At 75.6% G+C, this 18,879-nt stretch carries 22 protein-coding genes; 8 read left to right on the top strand and 14 right to left on the bottom strand.

Annotated elements, in window-relative coordinates:
* Positions 1-269: 269 nt before the first annotated feature.
* Together EDF38_RS13780 and EDF38_RS13785 are read right to left on the bottom strand one after the other, a co-directional pair.
* A complete protein-coding gene (locus tag EDF38_RS13780) occupies positions 270-935 on the bottom strand; it encodes a hypothetical protein (RefSeq protein ID WP_148061503.1) in 666 nt (221 codons plus the stop codon).
* A gap of 70 nt (positions 936-1,005) precedes the next feature.
* Complete coding sequence (locus tag EDF38_RS13785) at positions 1,006-1,614, bottom strand: GrpB family protein (protein WP_123356362.1); 609 nt, start codon at positions 1,612-1,614, stop codon at positions 1,006-1,008.
* 179 nt (positions 1,615-1,793) lie between these two features.
* Between EDF38_RS13785 and EDF38_RS13790 the strand changes: the two genes are divergently transcribed.
* Positions 1,794-3,743, top strand: a complete 1,950-nt coding sequence (locus EDF38_RS13790; protein WP_123356364.1) for a sodium:proton antiporter — start codon at positions 1,794-1,796, stop codon at positions 3,741-3,743.
* Positions 3,744-3,840: 97 nt separating this feature from the next.
* Here EDF38_RS13790 and EDF38_RS15965 read toward each other — a convergent pair whose 3' ends face one another.
* From EDF38_RS15965 to EDF38_RS13810, 5 genes are all read right to left on the bottom strand, one after another.
* The gene (locus EDF38_RS15965) at positions 3,841-3,993 is read right to left on the bottom strand and encodes a hypothetical protein (protein ID WP_158613384.1); all 153 of its coding nucleotides are present in this window, start codon (positions 3,991-3,993) and stop codon (positions 3,841-3,843) included.
* 10 nt (positions 3,994-4,003) lie between these two features.
* Entirely contained in the window at positions 4,004-4,957 is a 954-nt protein-coding gene (locus EDF38_RS13795) for a PfkB family carbohydrate kinase (protein WP_123356366.1), read from the bottom strand.
* The gene (locus EDF38_RS13800; RefSeq protein WP_123356368.1) at positions 4,957-6,456 is read right to left on the bottom strand and encodes a cytosine permease; all 1,500 of its coding nucleotides are present in this window, start codon (positions 6,454-6,456) and stop codon (positions 4,957-4,959) included. Before EDF38_RS13800 ends, EDF38_RS13795 begins: the two co-directional genes overlap by 1 nt.
* A 146-nt stretch (positions 6,457-6,602) precedes the next feature.
* On the bottom strand, positions 6,603-7,634 hold the full coding sequence (locus EDF38_RS13805) for an ADP-ribosylglycohydrolase family protein (RefSeq protein WP_123356370.1): 1,032 nt from the start codon (positions 7,632-7,634) through the stop codon (positions 6,603-6,605).
* Positions 7,631-8,341: a GntR family transcriptional regulator gene (locus EDF38_RS13810; RefSeq protein ID WP_123356372.1), complete on the bottom strand. Its 711-nt coding sequence runs from the start codon at positions 8,339-8,341 to the stop codon at positions 7,631-7,633. Before EDF38_RS13810 ends, EDF38_RS13805 begins: the two co-directional genes overlap by 4 nt.
* Before the next feature lie 433 nt (positions 8,342-8,774).
* Between EDF38_RS13810 and EDF38_RS13815 the strand changes: the two genes are divergently transcribed.
* Both EDF38_RS13815 and EDF38_RS13820 read left to right on the top strand, forming a co-directional pair.
* Positions 8,775-9,083, top strand: a complete 309-nt coding sequence (locus EDF38_RS13815; RefSeq protein WP_123356374.1) for a hypothetical protein — start codon at positions 8,775-8,777, stop codon at positions 9,081-9,083.
* Positions 9,084-9,481: 398 nt separating this feature from the next.
* Positions 9,482-10,021: a hypothetical protein gene (locus tag EDF38_RS13820; RefSeq protein WP_123356376.1), complete on the top strand. Its 540-nt coding sequence runs from the start codon at positions 9,482-9,484 to the stop codon at positions 10,019-10,021.
* A 220-nt stretch (positions 10,022-10,241) separates the two neighbouring features.
* Here EDF38_RS13820 and EDF38_RS13825 read toward each other — a convergent pair whose 3' ends face one another.
* Positions 10,242-11,381, bottom strand: coding sequence for an aromatic acid exporter family protein (locus EDF38_RS13825; RefSeq protein WP_233572471.1), 1,140 nt, complete (start codon positions 11,379-11,381; stop codon positions 10,242-10,244).
* A 119-nt stretch (positions 11,382-11,500) separates the two neighbouring features.
* Here EDF38_RS13825 and EDF38_RS13830 point away from each other — a divergent pair, with 119 nt between their 5' ends.
* Together EDF38_RS13830 and EDF38_RS13835 are read left to right on the top strand one after the other, a co-directional pair.
* Complete coding sequence (locus tag EDF38_RS13830; RefSeq protein ID WP_123356378.1) at positions 11,501-12,226, top strand: GAF and ANTAR domain-containing protein; 726 nt, start codon at positions 11,501-11,503, stop codon at positions 12,224-12,226.
* The gene (locus EDF38_RS13835; RefSeq protein WP_123356380.1) at positions 12,219-12,932 is read left to right on the top strand and encodes a GAF and ANTAR domain-containing protein; all 714 of its coding nucleotides are present in this window, start codon (positions 12,219-12,221) and stop codon (positions 12,930-12,932) included. Before EDF38_RS13830 ends, EDF38_RS13835 begins: the two co-directional genes overlap by 8 nt.
* A 48-nt stretch (positions 12,933-12,980) precedes the next feature.
* On the opposite strand, the gene EDF38_RS13840 is transcribed toward EDF38_RS13835, so the two are convergent.
* On the bottom strand, positions 12,981-13,889 hold the full coding sequence (locus tag EDF38_RS13840; protein ID WP_123356382.1) for a PhzF family phenazine biosynthesis protein: 909 nt from the start codon (positions 13,887-13,889) through the stop codon (positions 12,981-12,983).
* Between the two features lie 69 nt (positions 13,890-13,958).
* Between EDF38_RS13840 and EDF38_RS13845 the strand changes: the two genes are divergently transcribed.
* Together EDF38_RS13845 and EDF38_RS13850 are read left to right on the top strand one after the other, a co-directional pair.
* Positions 13,959-14,138 carry a hypothetical protein gene (locus EDF38_RS13845; protein WP_123356384.1) on the top strand — a complete coding sequence of 60 codons (180 nt, stop codon included), beginning with the start codon at positions 13,959-13,961 and terminating at the stop codon, positions 14,136-14,138.
* Positions 14,139-14,161: 23 nt separating this feature from the next.
* Positions 14,162-14,662 carry an AAA family ATPase gene (locus EDF38_RS13850; RefSeq protein ID WP_304984682.1) on the top strand — a complete coding sequence of 167 codons (501 nt, stop codon included), beginning with the start codon at positions 14,162-14,164 and terminating at the stop codon, positions 14,660-14,662.
* Between the two features lie 49 nt (positions 14,663-14,711).
* On the opposite strand, the gene EDF38_RS13855 is transcribed toward EDF38_RS13850, so the two are convergent.
* From EDF38_RS13855 to EDF38_RS13875, 5 genes are all read right to left on the bottom strand, one after another.
* Positions 14,712-15,743, bottom strand: coding sequence for a medium chain dehydrogenase/reductase family protein (locus EDF38_RS13855; protein WP_123356388.1), 1,032 nt, complete (start codon positions 15,741-15,743; stop codon positions 14,712-14,714).
* Positions 15,744-15,819: 76 nt separating this feature from the next.
* Complete coding sequence (locus tag EDF38_RS13860; RefSeq protein WP_123356390.1) at positions 15,820-16,377, bottom strand: TetR/AcrR family transcriptional regulator; 558 nt, start codon at positions 16,375-16,377, stop codon at positions 15,820-15,822.
* A gap of 83 nt (positions 16,378-16,460) precedes the next feature.
* On the bottom strand, positions 16,461-16,868 hold the full coding sequence (locus EDF38_RS13865; protein ID WP_123356392.1) for a hypothetical protein: 408 nt from the start codon (positions 16,866-16,868) through the stop codon (positions 16,461-16,463).
* Positions 16,865-17,509, bottom strand: coding sequence for an Asp23/Gls24 family envelope stress response protein (locus EDF38_RS13870; protein ID WP_123356394.1), 645 nt, complete (start codon positions 17,507-17,509; stop codon positions 16,865-16,867). Before EDF38_RS13870 ends, EDF38_RS13865 begins: the two co-directional genes overlap by 4 nt.
* Positions 17,506-18,063, bottom strand: a complete 558-nt coding sequence (locus EDF38_RS13875) for an RNA polymerase sigma factor (protein ID WP_123356396.1) — start codon at positions 18,061-18,063, stop codon at positions 17,506-17,508. The genes EDF38_RS13870 and EDF38_RS13875 overlap by 4 nt, the downstream gene beginning before the upstream one ends.
* Before the next feature lie 241 nt (positions 18,064-18,304).
* Between EDF38_RS13875 and EDF38_RS13880 the strand changes: the two genes are divergently transcribed.
* Positions 18,305-18,760, top strand: a complete 456-nt coding sequence (locus tag EDF38_RS13880) for an Asp23/Gls24 family envelope stress response protein (RefSeq protein ID WP_123356398.1) — start codon at positions 18,305-18,307, stop codon at positions 18,758-18,760.
* Positions 18,761-18,879: the final 119 nt, after the last annotated feature.

Here is an 18,879-nt window from a genome sequence, read left to right on the forward strand (position 1 = left end):
CACGCACCCCGCGGCGCGCCCGAGGGTGCAAGCGGGAATCGAGGGTGTCCGCGGTTCTCGCGGGTCTCGCGTGCAGGCACAGTGAGCTCGCGGGTCAGGCCGGTGCCGCGCTCGGCCCTGCCCGCGCTCAGGAGCTCCGCACCCTCGGAACCCGCACGCACCCCGCGGCGCGCCCGAGGGTGCATGCGGTTCTCGAGGGTGTCCGCGGTTCTCGCGGGTCGTGCTCGTCCACGCTCGCGGGCTCGCGGGCTCGCGGGCTCGCGGCGGCGCTAGTCGTCCCAGGCGGGGCGGGCCTGCTCGGCGGCCGTCACCACGTCGACCGCGGGGAGGGCGTGCCGGGTCTCCCCGATGCCGAACTCGGGCCAGGTCATGACGATCTCGCGGGGGCCCTCGGGCGGCAGCGGCCACAGCCACAGGGTCGCCGAGGTCGCGTAGGAGCGGTCGTCGCCCGACCCGCCCTGCTCGGCCAGCACGAGCAGCGGCCCGGTCGGCGCCGCGGGCTCGCCGAGGCCGGTGTCGTCGCCCGGTCCCGCCCCGGCGGGGACGTCGAGCTCGGCGGGGAGCTCGTACTCGGCGTGCGACAGCACGGGGGTGCCGTCGGCGAGCACCAGGCCGAAGCGGATGCCCCGCGCAGGGTCGGCCTGGCCACGGAACCGACCGCCTTCGAAGCGGTCCATCAAGTCCGCCCAGTCCCGACGCCCCTGGCCGCGGCTGCGCAGCATCCAGCGGAGGCTCAGGGCGACGCCGGTGGGGTAGACCGCCATGCCCGTGAGGCCCACGGCGACGTGGTCGCTCGACGCCAGCAGCACGGACGTGCCGACGGCCGTCGGCCACCAGTCGGCGGGCGGCCCCGTCCAGTCGGGCCGGCGGGGCTGGTCGACGTCCTCGGGGTCGGCGTCGTGACCGTCGGGCGCGATGTCGGGGAAGAACTGCATGAGCCACCTCACCACGCGCCGCCGCGGGCGACAAGACCGGGTACGGACGAGCCGGAGGTGGCCGACGCCCTCACCCGCAGGCCGGCGTCGCCGCCCCCGCAGACCCCTCGGCCTGCGCGGCCCGCGCCCGCGCCTTGATCGCGGCGATCACGTCGTCCTTCGCGGCCGCGTAGTCGTTCGTGTCCTCCCACCGGCGGGTCATGAGCTCGCGCTTGACGTCGCCGTAGAGCGCGCGGTCGGCCGCGTCCGACCGCAGGTGGTCGCGCAGCAGGAGGTAGTCCGACACGGCCGTGGCCCCGCGGTCGTACACGTGCACGTGCACGTCGCGCTCGGGCGTCCGCACGAGTCGGTGCCCGGGCTCGCGGGTGCGCAGCTCGTACCCGGCGGCGAGCAGGGGCTCGAGCCAGTCCTCCTCCGCGGTCACGTCGGCGACCGCGACGACCACGTCGACGACCGGCTTGGCCGCCAGGCCCGGGACCGACGTCGACCCGATGTGCTCGACGACCACGTCCTGCCCGGCGAGCGCCGCGACGATCCGCGCGCGGTGCTCGCGGAAGACCTCGGCCCAGCGTGGGTCGTGCTCGTGGAGCGCCACCCGCAGCGGCTCGGCGCCGCCGACGAGCTCCACGTCGGTCACGTCGGGTCGCCGCGGCGGGCGGGCTCGGTCGTCGGTCGTCATGTCGTTCCTCCGGGTGTCGCGGCGTCGGGGTGACGCAGTGTCGGGGTGTCGGCCGAGGCCGCCTCGGTCGGGCGGCCAGCCCGCGAACGTAGCCCACCCCGGCCCCGGGGGCAAGGCCGCGCGCCCCGCCGCGTCTCACCCCGCCCCACCGCGGCCGCGCGAGGTGCCAGGCTCGACCCATGACCGAGATCCCCCTGCTGCTCGTCGTGCTCGTCACCGGGTTCGTCGTGATCGCCGCCTCCACGCTCGTCGGGCCGCGGCTCGGGGTGGCGTCGCCGCTGCTGCTGGTCGGCATCGGGGTCGCCGCGAGCTTCCTGCCGGTGTTCGCCGAGGTCGAGATCGACCCCGAGCTGATCCTCGCCGGGGTGCTGCCGCCGCTGCTCTACTCGTCGGCGGTGTCGATGCCGGCGATGAACTTCCGGCGCGAGTTCGGCGCCATCAGCGGCCTCTCGGTGCTGCTGGTCGTCGCGAGCGCCCTGCTGCTCGGCGTCTTCTTCATGCTCGTGCTGCCCGACCTCGGCTTCGCCTGGGGCGTGGCCCTCGGCGCCGTCATCAGCCCGACCGACGCCGTCGCGACCTCGATCGTCAAGCAGACCTCGGTCTCGAAGCGGGTGGTCGCCATGCTCGACGGCGAGAGCCTGCTCAACGACGCGACCGCGCTGGTGCTGCTGCGGACGGCGATCGTGGCGACCGCCGCCTCCTTCTCGTTCTGGGGCGCGCTCGGCACGTTCGCGTACTCCGTGGTGGTCGCCCTCGTGATCGGCCTGGTGGTCGGCTGGCTGAACCTCACGGTGCGTCGACGCGTCACCGACTCGACGGTCAACACCGTCATCTCGTTCGCGGTGCCGTTCGTGGCGTCGCTCCCGGCGAGCGGCGTCGGCGCGTCGGGGCTGGTCGCGGCCGTCGTGGCGGGGCTCGTCACGGGCGTCCGCGCGCCGCACGAGCTCTCGCCGCAGAACCGCCTCTCAGACACCCAGAACTGGCGGACGGTCGAGCTCGTGCTCGAAGGAGCGGTCTTCCTCACCATGGGCCTGCAGGTCAAGACCATCGTCATGGCCGTGCAGGACGACCACGCCGGCGTCGCCCCCGCCCTGCTCGTCGCGGTCGGGGCGCTCGCCCTGACGGTCCTCGTGCGGGCGGCCTACGTGGCGCCGCTGCTGCGGGTGCTGTCGGTGCGGGCGCGGCACGCCGAGGCGATGCGGCCGCGCGTCCAGGACATGTACGAGCGCATCGAGGCCGAGGGCAGCGCCGAGACCTCGTTCGCCGAGCTGAACCGCCGCGCCCGCGGGCGCGGAGAGGCGAGCGGAGGCGCTGCGGCGGCGATCGCGACGGGGTCGGACTCCGTCGTCGCGCCCGTGACGCCTGGCGACGGGACGCCCGCGAACGGAGGCGCGACGACCGGACCCGAGGACGCCCCCGTGCCCGGCAACCCCACGCCGAGCAACCCCGCGACCGGCACCCCCGCGACCACCGCCCGCGGTCGCGAGCCCCGCCGCACCCGGCTCCCGCGTCAGGCCCGCCGCGCGGCCCGTCCCGCCCGGACGCGCGCCGCCCGCACGCCCTCGCAGCGCACGCTCGACCAGTTCACGCGCCGCGTCACGCAGGGGCTCGCCGACATCGAGTACTTCCTGCGGCAGCCGCTCGGCTGGCGGGACGGCACCGCCGTCGTCTGGGCCGGCATGCGCGGGGCCGTCACGGTCGCCGCGGCGCAGACCCTCCCCGACGACACCCCGCAGCGTCCGGTGCTCGTGCTGATCGCGTTCGCGGTCGCGGCGCTGTCGCTGCTCGTGCAGGGCGGCACGATCGGCCCGCTGCTGCGCCGCATCTCGCCGCCGGTCGACGAGGCGGGCAGGCACGCGGCCGAGGACGCCGAACGAGACCGCATCCTCCGCCTGCTGCGCGAGAGCGCGGAGAGGGTGCCCGCCCCCGAGGCCGACGGCGTGACCCGGTCGCGGGAGGGCTTCGTCGTCGCCCGCGACCACACCCTCGCCGTGCTGGCGGCTCAGCGCGAGGCGTTGCTCGAGGCGCGCGACAACGGGCTGTTCGACGCGGACGTGCTCGCGGCAGCCCTGGCCGACCTCGACGCCTCCGAGATCGCGATCGAGCTGCGCGGCCGCACGGTCGGCTGACCGGGGGCCTGCGACCCCGTGCGGCGACGCGAGCGACGACGGAGGCGCGGTGACGGACTGACCGTCACCGCGCCTCCCCCCTGTGGTGCCGGGGTGCTCAGCTGTCGGTGGACTCCGAGTCCTTGTCGTCGTCGACGAGGCCGTCCTTCTTGCCGTCGGGCAGCTCGTCGGTGTAGGTCGCCTGCTCGTCGGTGATGTTCTCGGTCGAGCCGTCGGGGGCGGTGGACGGGGTGCTGTCGTTCGTGCTCATGGGGTGGACGCTACGCCGATCCGCCGACACCGGGTCGGCCTGCGACCTGACGCGCGAGCAGCGCGTCCGTCTCCGCGGCCGTGGGCCCCGTCGCCGGGCCGCGCCGGGTCGTCGCGAGGGCCGCGGCCGCGTTCGCGCGCCGCACCGCCTCGAGCAGCGGCGTCCCGCGCAGCAGCGCGGCGACGAGGACACCGGCGTGGGCGTCGCCCGCCCCGTTCGTGTCGAGCGCCTCCACGGGGAACCCCGCCACGAGCACCGCGGGCCAGCCGCGGTCCGCGACCCAGCAGCCGGCGGCGCCGTCCCGGACGAGCGCGGCACCCCGGGCCCGACGGCTGAGCGACTCGGCCGCCTCGGCGAGCGAGGACGACGTCGGCGAGAGGAGCCGCGCCTCCCTCGCGTTGGCGCTGACGACGTCGGCCCGGGCGACGACGGCCTCCAGCGCCTCGGGCGGCAGCGTGGCGACGAGCGGGGACGGGTCGAGCACGACCCGCACCTCGTCGGCCAGCGACGCGACCCAGTCGACGATCGCCTCGCGGTTCACCGGGTGGGCCAGGCCGTAGCCCGAGACGAACGCGACGTCGCCGGCGACCGGCCGCACGCGGTCGAGGTCGGCACGGGTGAGCTGGCCCTCGGCCCCGACGGTGGTCACGAAGGTGCGCTCGGTCGACGCGTCGACGAGGGCGACGCACCAGCCGCTGTCGACGTCCACGAGCCCGGGCTGGAGCACGTCCACGTCGGCGTCGGCCAGGGCGGCGCGCACGACGTCGCCGAACGGCCCCGTGCCGTACTGGCCGCCGAACGCGACCTCGGCGCCGTCGCGACGCGCGGCCACGAGGGTGTTCAGGCCTCCCCCGGCGGTCACCGCCGAGCCCGAGGCGACCACGTCGCCGCCGAGCTCGGGCAGCTGGTCGATCTCGAGCACGAGGTCGACGACGACGTTGCCGACCGAGACGAGCCTGCCCATCAGCGCACCTCGCGGGCGGCCGGCCGCGACGCGCCCACGGGGCCGTGCAGCGCGCCGCGCGGGCCGCCGAGCAGGAGGTACGCGCCGACCGCGACGACGAAGGTCACGACCCAGCCGAGGCCGTTGGCGCCGACCCACGTGTCGGAGAGCGGGCCGACGAACACCGGTGCGGCGTCGCCGACCTGCACCGCGGTGAACAGCGTGCCGACGACGATCGCGACGCCCCAGGCGCCGAGGGCGGGCAGCGAGACGCCGCCGGTGTACCAGTAGCGACCGCCGCGACGGAGGTCGAGGAGGGCATCGGAGTCGTACCAGGTGCGCCGGGCCATGTCGGCGATGAAGACGCCGAGCCACGCCGTGATCGGCACCGCGAGGATCGAGATGAACGTGATGAACGGCGCGTAGAAGCCGTCGGCGACGAGCATGAAGTAGATCGCGCCGACGAACGTGATGACGACGTCGACCGCGACCGCCCAGACGCGGGGCACCTTGACCCCGAGCGTCAGTGTCGTGAGGCTCGCAGAGTAGACCGAGAGGTGGTTCGAGAGCAGCAGCCCGCCGAACGCGGCGACGAGGTAGGGCACGGCCATCCACGACGGCAGCAGGTCGCGGATCGCCGCGACGGGGTCGCCTGCCTGCGCCAGCGTCGGGTCGCCCGCCGAGAGGAGGGCGCCGAGGCCGATCAGCAGCACGAGCGGCACGCCCGCGCCGACCGCGCTCGCGAGCACGAGCTTGCCGGCCTTGACGCTGGTCTTCGAGTAGCGGGCGATGTCGGCGCCCGCCGTGGCCCAGCCGATGCCGGTGCCGGCCGCGATCGTCCCGATGCCGATGACCATGGCGCTGACCGGGCCGGCGGGGGCCGACGAGACGGTGTCCCAGTCGACCCGCGCGACGAGGAAGACCGCGACGAACACGTTGAGCGCGCCGAAGATCCAGGTAGCCCATCGCTGGATGACGACGATGGCCGCGTGGCCGAGACCCGAGACGAGCACCGTGCAGACGATGAAGACGAGGATCGCGGCGAGCGTGACGAGCGGCTGCTCCTTCGCGCGGCCGTCGGCGCCGAAGAGGATCGCGAAGAGCGAGAGCAGCACGAAGGCGGCCGTCGTCGTGTTGACGGTCTCCCAGCCGAGGCGGGACAGCAGCGAGATCGCGGTCGGCCCGATGTTGCCGCGCACCCCGAAGACCGCGCGCGACAGGGTGAGCCCCGGCGCGCCTCCCCGTCGTCCGGCGATCGAGATGACGCCGACGAGGGCGAACGAGCCCGCGGCGCCGACCACGGCGACGACGAGCGCCTGCCAGATCGTGAGGCCCTGGAAGGCGACGAGGGTCGCACCGAGCGGCAGCCCCAGGATCGAGATGTTCGCGGCGAACCAGACCCAGAAGAGGGCTCCGGCCTGGCCGGTCCGCTCGTCGTCGGGCACGGGCTCGATGCCCCGCTGCTCGATGGTGGTCAGCGTGCCCTGGGTGCGGGCGATGTCGTCGGTGGGTGCGGTCATGTCCTCTTGCGTCCTCGGAAGTGGGTGTGCGGTCGAGCGGGGTCGGGTGGGTGCAGCGGGGTCGGGTGGGTGCAGCGGGGTCAGGTGGGTCGAGGTGGTCGGGGCGCGGCGGGTCGTGGGCGGTGCGCCGCCGCGGGTGGGGCGAGCTAGCGGAGGCGCAGGTCGAGCAGCGAGTCGACCAGCGGCTCGAGGGCCAGCCCGTTTACCGCCGTGACCGTGCGGACGGCCTCGTCGGGCCACGCGGAGGACCCGTGGACGGCGCCGAGCACCGCGCCCGCCATCGCCGCGATGGTGTCGGTGTCGCCGCCCAGGCTGGCCGCGGTGCCGAGGATCTCCCACGGCTCGGCGTCCAGGGCGACGAGGGCGAGCGCGGCGACGACCGACTCCTGCGAGGCCACCGAGGTGCCGACGAGCTGCGACACGGCGTCGATGCGCTCGGCGGCGGGCACGCCGCGGAGGTGCCGACGGGCCCAGTCGGACTTCGCGGCGATGTCGGCGCCGGCGACCCAGTGGCCGCGCGTCGCGCCGATCGCGGCGGCCTCGATCGCGACGTCGACGGCCTGCTCGCGGTCGGCGCCGTCGACGCCGGCGCTGACGGCCGCGGCGATCGCGCTGGCCCCGGCGATGCCGAGGCCCGTGTCGTGGGTGACGCGCGAGGCGTCGCGCACGGCGTCGACGAGGTCGTCGAGCGGGCGGAGCGGCGTGCTGATGCCGACCGGGGCGATGCGCATCGCCGCGCCGTTCGTCGTGCCCGTCGAGCCGGCCTGGTCGGCGGGCACGCCCTGCATGATGCGCTCGACGGCGGTCTTCGTGCTGGGCCCGAGCAGGTCGAGGGATCCCTTGGCCCGCATCCCACGCTCCCACTCGATGAGGGCCTCGGCGAAGCGGACCGGGTCGAGGCGGCCCTCGCCAGCGATCAGCAGCTCGGCGACGAGCATCGCTTGCTCGGTGTCGTCGGTCACGTGCCCGGCGGTCATGCCCGCGGCGATGCGCTGGGACGGCCCGGCGTCGACGAAGTCGGTGACCACGCCGTGGTCGGCGCGGATCTGGGCCAGCGACATCGACTGCGTCGGCATGCCGAGGGCGTCGCCGAGCGCGAGGCCGCGGAAGGCGGCGAGGGCGCGGTCGCGGAGCGCGGGGTCGTGGCGCGCGGCGGGGACGATCAGGTGGTCGGTCATGAGTGGCTCCCGAACTTCATGTGGAGCCGGAACCTGTCCGGCGCGAGGAGGCTGTCGACGCACTCGACGAAGTCGCCGGTGCGGGTGCGGGTGACGCGACGGCTATGGAGGAACGGCGTGCCGACCGGCCGACCGAGCAGGGCAGCGTCGCGGTCGTCGAGGGGCACGACGTCGACCCACTGCTCGGCGTGGGCGGGCACGAGGCCCGACTCGGCGATGGTCGAGGTGAGGGAGCCCCCGACGAGGCCCTGCTCGACGGCGCGGTCGAGCGCGCCGAGGCGGGGCAGGCGGCTGCGTTCGAGCGAGACGGGCGGGCCGTCGGCGACCCGGCGCAGGCGGTCGACGGCGACGAAGGCCGGACCGTCGGCGCCGACCTCGGCCGCGAGGGCCGCGTCGTCGAGCCGCTCGAGCCGGAGCAGCACCGTCTCGACGTCGCTGCCGGTGGCGGCGATCGATCGCGCCCAGCCCGCCCGGGGGTCGAGCGCCGCGCCGTCGAAGGTGACGAGGGAGCCGACGCCGCCGTGGGTGGCGATGTACTCCTCGTCGGCGAGGTCGGACAGCGCGGCACGCACGGTGCCGCGGCTCACCGAGAACCGCTCGGCGAGGTCGTGCTCGCCGGGCAGGCGCGACCCGGCGACGAACCGCCCGGTGGCGATGTCGTGGCGGAGGGCGTCCGCGATGAGGCGTCGCTTCGACGAGACAGGCATGCCGTGACCATACATGTACAAGACCTGTCCAGCAAGATCGGCGGGCGGCCGCGCGACGGCGGAGCGGGTGACGGCCGTCTGGGGCTTCGACCGTCAGCGGCGTCGGAGGCGCACCGGTCGTGCGGAAAGCGCCAGCGCCCTCGGCGCCGTTGTCCGTTTAACGCGCATCCCCGCCCCCGGCTCGACCCGCCCCCCGGCCACCCGGCATCGTGGAGCCCACGCGAACAGCGCGACCGCCCGCCAGCCCCCTGGCGGACGACCGCCTGCAGATGTGCCGATCCACGGCGGCACAGGCTCGATTAACGGCGAGCCGCCCGACACACCCCGGTACGCGGCGACGCAGGGTCGCCAGAGACGAGCAGACGATGAGTCTCCTCCGCACCTCCCGCACGGCCGGGACCCGCCGCGCCCTCGGCACGACGGGAGCCTCCGCATGAGCGAGCTCAGCCACCTCAGCCGCGAGCGCCTGGCCGCCGCCGTCGCCCTCCGCGTCGGCGCGCTGCCCGCCGCCCCCGCCTCCAGCACCTACCTCCGCGAGCCGGGCGTCCCCCGCGTGCGCATCGAGCCGTACCCGAAGCGTCGGCGTGCCGAGCGCCCGCTGACGCCGGTCATCCCGGGGTCCGCCGTGGCCTCGGTCGCGGGGGAGCCGTCGTACGCCGACTTCTTCCTGCCGACCTCCGCCGGCGTCGCCCGGCCGCGCACCGCGGCGACCTCCCTCGCGGGCCGGTCGCGCGCCTCCTGACGGCCGTCGGCACCGCCGCGCACCGGCCCCCGGGCGACCAGGAGGCGCGGCCCGGTCGCCCCTCCCCGGTCGCCCCGCCGGCCCCCCGCGTCGTCGCCGCTCCCGCTCGGCCGCGCCCCCGATCCGGGAATGTCGGTGGTCGCCCCTAGCGTCGAGCCCGATGCTCTCGCCCCCCGTGGGGCGCGGAGCAACACCGGTGTCGGCGTCGTGAAACGGCCGACACGCGGGGCGGGGCAGGCAGGCAGCCTGGTCCGCCCCACCCTCGTGCCCGCGCGCGTCCTGCCGGTGTCCGCCGTACCGGTGCCCGCCGTGCCGGTGTCCGCCGTGCCGGTGTCCGGCGACGCCGCTCGAGTCCGTCGCCCGTGACACGGTGGGGGTAGACCCGTCACGATGGGGCCGTGCCCCACGAGACCGATCCCCCGCCGAGCCGCGCGCCCGCTCGCACGAGCCGATCCGTCGGCCCCGACGCCGGGGCCGTGGCGCGCCTCCTCGGCGAGGCCCTGCTGACCGGCGCCGTGCTGGGGCTCGCCTCGTGGACCGTCCCGCTGCTCGTGGCGGCCGTCGCGTCCGGCGCCGCGTCGCCGCCGAGCGCCGAGGACGCCTCGGCCGTCGGCGCCCCGCTCTCCGTCAGCGTCCTCGTCGCGCTCGTCACCGCGGTCGTCGGCGCGGTGGTCGCGCTGGCGGCGGCGTCGGTCGGGCTCGCGGTGGTCCGCGTGGTCGACCCCCGTCGGGACCGGCCGCGGGCCCGGCTCGTGGCCGGCGCGGTCGCGAGCGGCGTCGTCACCGGGGCGCTCGCCCTGGCGGTCCTCACGCCGACGACCCTGGTGCCGGGCTGGTTCGCCGTCGTGGCCGCGCTCGCCGGCACCGTCGCGGGCGCCGTGCTGCTGGCCCGCTACGAGCGTCGCCGGGACGCCCGCGCCGGCGCCCGGCCCGGCTGACACCCCCGGACCCGCACCGCACCCCCCGTCCCGACGGTGCACCGCAGGTTCGACGGTGCACCGCAGGTCCGACACGACCCGACACGGCGCGACCCGGGTCACACCCCCGGACCCGCACCGCACCCCCTGTCCCGACGGTGCACCGCGGGTTCGACGGTGCGACGCGAGCGCGGCGACGACGACGACGCCGCCGACGACGCCGCACGAGCCCGCGGGCGGGTCAGCTCGGCGAGTCGCCCGCCGACCCGACCGAGTCCTCGTCGTCGGCCGCGTCCGCGGGCCGTCCGTCGGCGCGCAGGTGCATGATGATCCGCCGCAGGTGGATGGACGACAGCACGCCCGGCCCGAGGGTGCTGTGCGCCGCCTCCGACCGCTCGTCGACGACGAGCACGAGCTGCCGCACGGCCCGCGCCGCCGCGCCCAGCGCCCGGTGCGCGCGCGGCAGGGTCGGGTCGGTCTCGTCGAGGGCGTCGCCGACGCGGTCGCACGCGTCGGCGAGCGGGGAGGCGAGGGCGGGGTCGAAAGTCATGGCTCCCGGACGCGACCAGATCGAGTCGGCCAGCGCCTCCGACAGGTCCCTGACGTGGAAGACGACGCGGTCGAGCGTCTCGACGCGTCGGTGGTCGGCCCCCGTGTCGCGCCGGTTGAACAGCGCCCGCGGGTTGCCCTTGCGGCTCTCGTCGCCCTCGGCGAGCGCGTCGCGCACCGACTCGACGGTGTGGGTGAGGGCGTCGGCGTCGCGGGCCCAGGCCTCGTGCTCGGGCGGCCAGGTCTCGCGCAGGGCCGTGCCCATGTCGTGCAGGTGGGCGGCGACCTGGTGCTGCAGCTCGTCGATGCGGCGACCGGCCGCGACGCTCGAGATGCGCGGGGCGACGAGCAGGTTGACGACGAGGCCGACCACGACGCCGACGGCCATCTGCACCAGGTAGCCGAGCGAGTAGTCGTCGGCGTCCTGCCCGCCGATGATCAGCACGAAGAGGGCCGCCATGGGCACGTACTCGCGGCCGGCGCCGAACCAGCCGGTGCCCGAGACGACGATGCCGACGCCGACGATGATCGGGATCGTCCACCAGCTCGGCCCCGTCGTGACGATGACGAGGGTCGCGAGGCCGATGCCCGCGGCGAGCCCGAGCAGCGTCTGCAGGCCGGTGCGCACCGAGCTCATCAGCGTCGGGTACATGCTCACGAGCGCGCCGAGCGGCGCGTAGTAGGGGTACTGGTCGGCGACGCCCGGCACGTACGGCGCGAGGCGCCAGGCGATGCCGACCGCGAGCGCGGTCTTCAGGGCGAGCAGGAGGCGCGGCGCACCGAACGCGAGCCGCAGGCGGCCGGCGACGTGGGAGGACAGGGCGGTGGGCACGCGGCCCACCCTACGGACGGGACGCCCGCGCGGCCGGGGACATCGGCCGAGTCGTCGGCCGGTGACACCGGTGGACGGACGCCGCGCGCGCCGACCCGGCGGGTGCGTACCCTGTCCCCATGACCGGCGACGCGACCCCGCACGACTTCGAGGCGACCCTGCGGTCGCTCGCGGGCGCCGGGCGGGAAGACCTGGCCCAGCCGTTCCTCCGCCTCTTCCCGGTCACGGGCGCCTCGGTCGCGACTCTCGGCCCCGTGCTCGGCAGCGAGACGATCTCGGCCAGCGACGACGTCTCGGCACGCCTCGACGAGCTGCAGTTCGACCTCGGCGAGGGGCCCTGCTGGGAGGCGATGCGCACCGGCGCCGCCGTGGTCGACACCGACGTGCCGGGCAACGCCGACGCCCGGTGGCCGACGCTCGCGCCCGCCGTCGGCGCCCTCGGCGTCTGCGCCGTCTACGCGTTCCCCATCCGCGTGGGGCCGCTGCAGCTGGGCGCCGTCGACCTCTGGTCCGACCGTCCCGCCGATCTCTCCGACGTGCACCGGCGGCGAGCGGGCGAGCTCGCGCGCTCCGTCAGCAGGATCGTCCTCCGCACCGCCTTGGAGGACGTCGCCGACGACGAGGACATGCGCCCGGTGGGCGCTCGCTCGCGACGGCTCGTGCACCAGGCCACCGGCAAGGTGCTCGTGCAGGCCGGCGTCACCCCCGACGACGCGCACCTGCTGATCCAGGGGCTCGCCTTCTCGTCGGGACGGCGCGTCATCGACGTGTCGGAGGACATCGTCTCGGGACGGCTCTCGTTCGCCGCCACCGACGGAGGGATCGAGGAGAACGACCATGAGTGACAGCACCCGAGAGGGCCAGCTGGTCGAGGTCTTCACGAGCCTGGCCGACACGCTGGTCGCCGACTACGACGTCGTCGACCTGCTGCAGACGCTCGTCGACGCCTGCGCCGACCTGTTCGACGTGACCGCGGCCGGCATCATCCTCCCCGACCGCGACAGCGCGTTCGAGGTCGTGGTCTCGACGAGCGAGGCCAGCCACCTCATCGAGGTCATGCAGCTCGACGCCGAGCAGGGGCCGTGCATGGAGTGCTTCCGCACGGGCGCGGTCGTGGCGGTGCCGGACATCGAGGCCGACGCCGACCGGTGGGACGACTTCGGCCGCGTCGCCGTCGAGCAGGGGTTCCGGGCGGTCGTCGCGCTCCCGCTCCGCCTGCGCGACCGGGTGATCGGCACCCTCAACCTCTTCCGCGACGTCGTCGGCGACCTGAACCCGCGCGACGTGCGGGCAGCACAGGCCCTGGCCGACGTGGCGACGATCGGGGTGATCCACGAGCGCACCTACCGCGAGACGACCGTCGTGCAGCAGCAGCTGCAGCACGCCCTCGACTCGCGCGTCGTCATCGAGCAGGCGAAGGGCGTGCTCTCCGAGGTGAAGCGCATCAGCACCGACGACGCGTTCGCGGTCATGCGGCGCTGGTCGCGCGACCACAACCGGTCGCTCTCGCAGGTCGCCCGGGAAGTCGTCGCCCGCGAGCTGCACCTGTAGCGACGGCGCCGCGGCGCGTCCGACGGGCGTCGACGATCCGCCGGGGCGTCACGGCAGCAGCGGCACGGCCGTCCCGCTCACCGTGACGCCGCCCGCCGCCGGCACCGACACCCCGATCACGCTCGGACGTCCGACGTGCGAGCCCTGCCGCACCACCAGCCGGGCGGGCGCCGAGACCACGCCCGCGGCCCGCAGCCAGGCCCCGATCGCGGCGGCCGCCGAGCCGGTGGCCGGGTCCTCGGTGACCGACCCCACGGGGAAGAGGTTGCGCGCCTCGACGACGAGGTCGACCCCGTCGAGCCGCTCCCCCGAGGCCTGGACGACGGCGACGGTGCCCGCCCAGCCGCGCTCGTCCATGAGCGTCCGCATCGCCGCCGGCTCGAAGCGGAACCCGTCGAACGTCGCCCGCTCGCGCACCGCGACCATCGGGTGCCAGTTGCCGGCGAACGCCTCCTGCAGCGGCCACGCCGGGTCGAGGTCGTCGACCGTCAGCCCCAGGAGGCCGAGGAGGCGCGCCGCCGCCCCCGCGTCGAGCTCCCGCACCGCAGGCTCCACGCTCGTGAACATCGCCTCGACGCGTCCCGCGGCGTCGAGCACGGTCTCGACGACGATCGTGCCGGCCGCGGTCTCGACCACGAACGGGCCCGCGCCGTCGCGTTCCGCCAGCGAGACCGCCGTCGCGATGGTGGCGTGCCCGCAGAACGGGATCTCGGCGCCCGGCGAGAAGTAGCGCACGGCGACGTGTCGAGGGTCGCCCCCGACGGCCGGGTCGACGACGAACGCCGTCTCGGGGTGCCCGAGCTCGGCCGCCAGCCGCAGCATCGCGTCGTCGGCCAGGGCCGAGGCGTCGAGCACCACGCCGGCCGGGTTGCCTCCGCCGGGGGAGGCGGCGAACGCGGCGAGCTCCAGCACCGCGGGGGTCGCGGCGGCGGGCGTGGTCGGCGGGGTGCTGGTCATCCCCCGATCCTCCCGCGGGCGTGCGGCGCCGTCCAGCAGGACCGGAGCAGGTCGGCGTAGCTTCCGGCCATGACGAACGAGAAGCAGACGGGCCCCGCCATGGCCGGCGCCGACGAGGCCACGGCCGACGAGAAGGCCAGCGGGCTGGCCGAGCAGGTCCGCCACGACCACGGGGGCGAGGACGACGAGGCCGCCGCCGACGACCTCCGTGAGCGGACCGCTCAGACCGACGAGGCCGACCGGAGCTGACGATCGACACGGCGGCGTGCCTCCTGCTCACCGGCACGGTGGGCTCGGGCAAGACCGCGACCGCCCAGGCCGTCGGCGACGAGCTTCGCCGCCGGGGCGAGCCGAACGCGGTGATCGACCTCGACCAGCTGAGGCGCCGCTGGCCCGCCCCGGACGACGACCCGTTCGACTCCGCCCTCGAGCTCGCGAACCTGGCGGCGGTCGCGGGCGTCTACCGCCGGGCAGGCGCTGCGACGCTCGTCCTCGCCGGGGTCGTGGAGGGCCCGGAGGCCCGACGCCGGTACGCCGAGGTCGTCGGCGAGCCGCTCGTCGTCGTCCGCCTGCGCGTCGACCTCGACCTGGTGCGTCGCCGCCTGGCGCAACGGCACGGGCCCGGAGAGGCCCTCGACTGGCACCTCGCGCGGAGCGGTGAGCTCGACGCGATCCTCGATCGGGAGGACGCTGCCGACCTCGCCGTCGACGTCGGCGACGACCCCGTCGAGACCGTCGCCCGCCGGGTGCTGGTCTCGGCCGGCTGGGTCTGAGCCGTCTGCACCCGAGGCACGGCCGGACGACCCTCGTGGCCGCACCGCCTCACGGCAGCAGGATCACCTTCCCGTCGAGCGTACGCGACTCGGCCAGCTCGAGGGCCTCGACGACGCTCGTGAGCGGGAACCGCGCGGCGATGTTCGCGGTGACGACCCCGCCGCGCACCAGCTCGAGCACGCGCCCGAGGTCCTGCTCGAGTCGGCTGCGGAAGCGCCGCGGCCGGGCCGAGTGCCCGCTCCACAGGTCGTAGAACGTCGCCCGTCGGCGGTTCGGCAGGGCGGCCTTCGCGACGATCCAGCCGAGGTGCCTCAGGAAGGGCGGCCACGCGCTGCCCGTCCCGCGCAGGGCCGAGATGGCCGCGTACGAGACCAGCGTCCCGCCCGGCGCGAGCAGCGACCAGGCCGTCCGGGCGACCTCGCCGCCGATGTTGTCGAAGACCGCGTCGACCCCGGCCGGCACCAGTGCGCGGACCGTCGCGGCGAGCGCCGGGTCGGCGTAGTCGACCGGGTCGGCCCCGGCCCGCCGCAGGGCGTCGTGGTGACGGGGCGACGCGGCCGCGACGACGTGCACGCCGTGGTGCCGGGCGAGCTGCACGACCAGGCCGCCGACGCCGCCGTTCGCCCCGAAGACGAGGATCGTCTGCCCCGGCCGCACCCGCGCCGACCGGTGCAGCATCTGCCACGCGGTGACGCCGTTGACCGTGACGGCCTCGGCGTCCTCGGCCGCGACCCCGTCCGGCACGACGACGGTGTCCCGGGCCGGGACGACGGCGTGGCCGGTCCAGGCGCCGGTCTTGGTCATGCTGGCGACGCGGTTCCCGATCAGCGTGGCGTCGCCTCCTGGTCCCACCGCCGTGACCGTGCCGACGAGGTCGTAGCCGGGCGTGAACGGGAACGCCGGCTGCATCGGGTAGCGGCCGCGGCGCATCGACTGCTCGGCGAACGAGATGCCGGTGGCCTCGACCGCGACGAGCAGCTCGCCGCGGCCCGGCGAGGCGACGGCGACCTGCTCGAGCAGCAGTCCGGACGGCTCGACGACGCCGGGCAGGACGACGCGGGTGGTGGTGGTGACGATCATGATGATCTCGATCCATTGGTTAGTGTTCAGTCAGTCACAACTGCGGGCAAGGAAAAAACGGTGGAGGCACGGGCGGTCAGTGCCGGATGCCCGCGGTCACCGAGGCGGCCCACGAGGCCGGCACGGCACCGAGGTCGGTCTGCACGACGAGGTGGCACAGCTGCCCGTAGGCGATGAAGCGCTGCACCTCGGCCGGGGCCGCGCCCGACACGCGCTCGACCGCGCGGACGACCGAGCCGAGGCCCGCCCGGACCGCGTCGCGGATCTCGGCCACGCTGCTGGCGCTCTGGGCCTGCGCCTGCATCATGATGAGGTCGCGGTCCGCCACGAGGGCGACGTAGGCCGTGGTCATCGCCTCGAGCCGCTGCGACACGTCGGTCGAGGGGCAGGCCTCCCCCGCGGCGACCAGGGCGTCGGCGACGCGCGCGTAGGTGTCGTCGACCGCGGCGACGAAGACGCCGAGCTTGCCGGGGAAGAGCCGGAACACGTAGGCGGGCGAGACGCCCGCGGCCGCGGCCACGTCGGCCACGGGCGTCGCGTGGTAGCCCTTCTCGGCGAACACGTGCACCGCGGCCGTCGTGATGCGGGCGCGCTGCGCCTCGGCGGTGGAGCGGAGCGAGGTCCTGGGAAACATGTGACTGATCAAACACTCACCCCGCGACGAAGTCAAGGATCGGGCCCGATCGTGACGACGGAGGAGGCGTGGCGGGCGGCTGCCTACGCCTCCACCCCCACGATCCGCAGGTCGAGCGACGCCGCGGGCAGCGGCTCCGACGCGAGACGGTCGAGGAGGCGCGTGGCCACCTCGCGCGCCACGAGCGGCCCCGAGGCGGCCTCCGCCACGACGAGGTCGAGCGTGACCCGGGTCTCGTCGCGCGTCACGGCCAGCCCGACGACCGGCACCGGCCGGCCCGAGGCGGTCGCCGCGGCCGACGAGCCCGCGTCGGCTCCCCCGCCGGCCCCGCCGCCGACGACGGCGCTGAGCCCGTCGAGGGCCTCGCGCACGAGGCGGCCGAAGCCGGGTCGGGCGCGCACGTGACGCACGCCGGGCAGCTCGGAGACGAGCGCCCCGAGCTCCGCGGCGAGCAGGCTCAGCCGGGCGTCGTCGAGGGGTGCGTCGCTCATCGGGGGGCCTCCGCCTCGCCGTCGTCGTCGAGCAGGTGGACGTCGCGCACGGTCACGTCGACCGCCTCGACGACGAGCTCGGTCTGCTGGGCGACCAGCGCCGCGACCGCGGCCTTGACCGTCTCGGCGAGCTCGGGCACCGGCGCCCCGTAGAGGGTGCTGACCTGCACGTCGACGCTCACGACCGAGCCGGGCACGGTGACGTCGCCGACGATGCCGCACGACACGACGACCACGCCGGGAACGGAGTCGCCCGCCTCGCGGATCAGCGAGCGGACGGCGCCCTCGGTGATGTGCAGCGACGAGCGCCGGTCGGCCGACAGCAGCGGGATCTCCCGCCCCGAGCGCGACTCGAGGCGCACGCGGCTCATGATGCCGTCGAACCAGGAGGGGTCGGGGGTCGGCTCGGCCGCGGCGTCGTCGGCGAGGAGGTCGGCCGTGATGCGGCGGAGGCGGGCGAGGGCGGCCAGCTGGGCCCGCGCCTCCGGGTCGTCCTCGATGAGGGGGTCGTAGGGCCGGCGGCCGTCGTCGAGGTACTCGGAGAGCCGCGCGGTCGTGACCGAGCCCTCGTCGTCGGTGCCGCCCCGGGCACCCGTCGGTTCGTCCGTCGCCGGAGCGGAGCGCGTCGGGTCGTCGCTCATCGCCAGGCCTCCATCTCTCGGGTCAGGGTCTCGCGAGCCCGGGCCAGGAGGCCTCGGACGACGGTCGGGGTCGTGCCCGTCCGCTCGGCGATGTCAGCGTACGACTCGCCGCCGACCTCGCGCAGGGTCCACACCTGTCGCTGACCGGCGGGCAGCCGGGCCAGCGCGGCCCGGAGGGCGCCCATGGCGTCCTGCGACGCGGCCACGCGCTCGGGGTCGTCGTGCGCGCCCGACTCGGACGGCACCTCGAGGTCGTCGACGTCGGACGTCGGGCGCCTCGAGCGGATGAGGTCGAAGGCCTTGCGGGAGACGATCTTCATCATCCAGCCGCGCACCGCCTCGGGCACCTGCAGCGACGGCAGCTCGCGCCAGATGACGACCGAGGCCTCCTGCACGACGTCGGCCGCGTCGGCGCGCGAGCTCGTGAGGCGGGTCGCGTAGGCGGTCATCAGGCCGAGGTGGCGGCGCAGCAGCACCTCGAAGGCCCGCTCGTCGCCCTCGGCCGCACGGGTGGCGAGGGTGGCGTCGGCCGCGCCCGACAAGTCGACCGGCATGGGCTCTCCCTCACTCCGTCGGCCCGGGGGCCGTCCTCGATGACAGGCCACGACGGCCTCGGGTGAAAATATCAGGTCGACGACCGTGACGTCGGAGGCGCGGGGTGCGTCCCATCAGAGGACCTCGTCGAGCCGCTCCCCGCGGACACGGCGAGGGCCCCCCGCCGAGCCCCAGCCCGGACGGGTAGACCGATACTCGCGCCGCCCTCCGGGGCGACGCCCCGACGAGAAGGAGCAGCCCATGGCCGCCACCGACCAGCCCACCCCCGCCACCGTCGCGAGCACGACCGTGTCGAGCCCGACCGCGCCGAGCACCGGCACCGACCTCGCCGCCGGCGCCGTCGGCGGCAAGACCGTCGTCGCCGACTCGGTCGTGTCGAAGGTCGCGGGCATCGCCGCCCGTGAGGTCCCCGGCGTGTTCGCCCTCGGCGGCGGCGCCGCCCGGGCCTTCGGCGCGGTGCGCGACGTGATCGGCTCGACGGACCTCGGCCAGGGCGTCCGCGTCGAGGTCGGCGAGACCGAGGTCGCCGCCGACGTCACGATCGTCGTCGACTACCCGGTCGCCATGACGCAGGTCGCCGACCAGGTGCGGACCGCCGTCGCCGGCGCCGTCGAGCAGCTCGTCGGCCTGCAGGTCTCCGAGGTGAACGTGTCGATCGTCGACGTGCACATCCCCGGCGACGACGACGAGGACTGACCCCGCCCGGCGCCGGCTGGCGCCTGCCGGCACCGCCCGGGTACGCCTGCCCGGGAAGGTTCCCAGGCACCCGGAGTTGTGTGTGAGACTGCCTCGGCCGCGCGACACCCAGCGCGACG

The sequence above is a fragment of the Frigoribacterium sp. PhB160 genome, from assembly GCF_003751785.1.
In the GTDB taxonomy this organism is placed as follows: domain Bacteria; phylum Actinomycetota; class Actinomycetes; order Actinomycetales; family Microbacteriaceae; genus Frigoribacterium.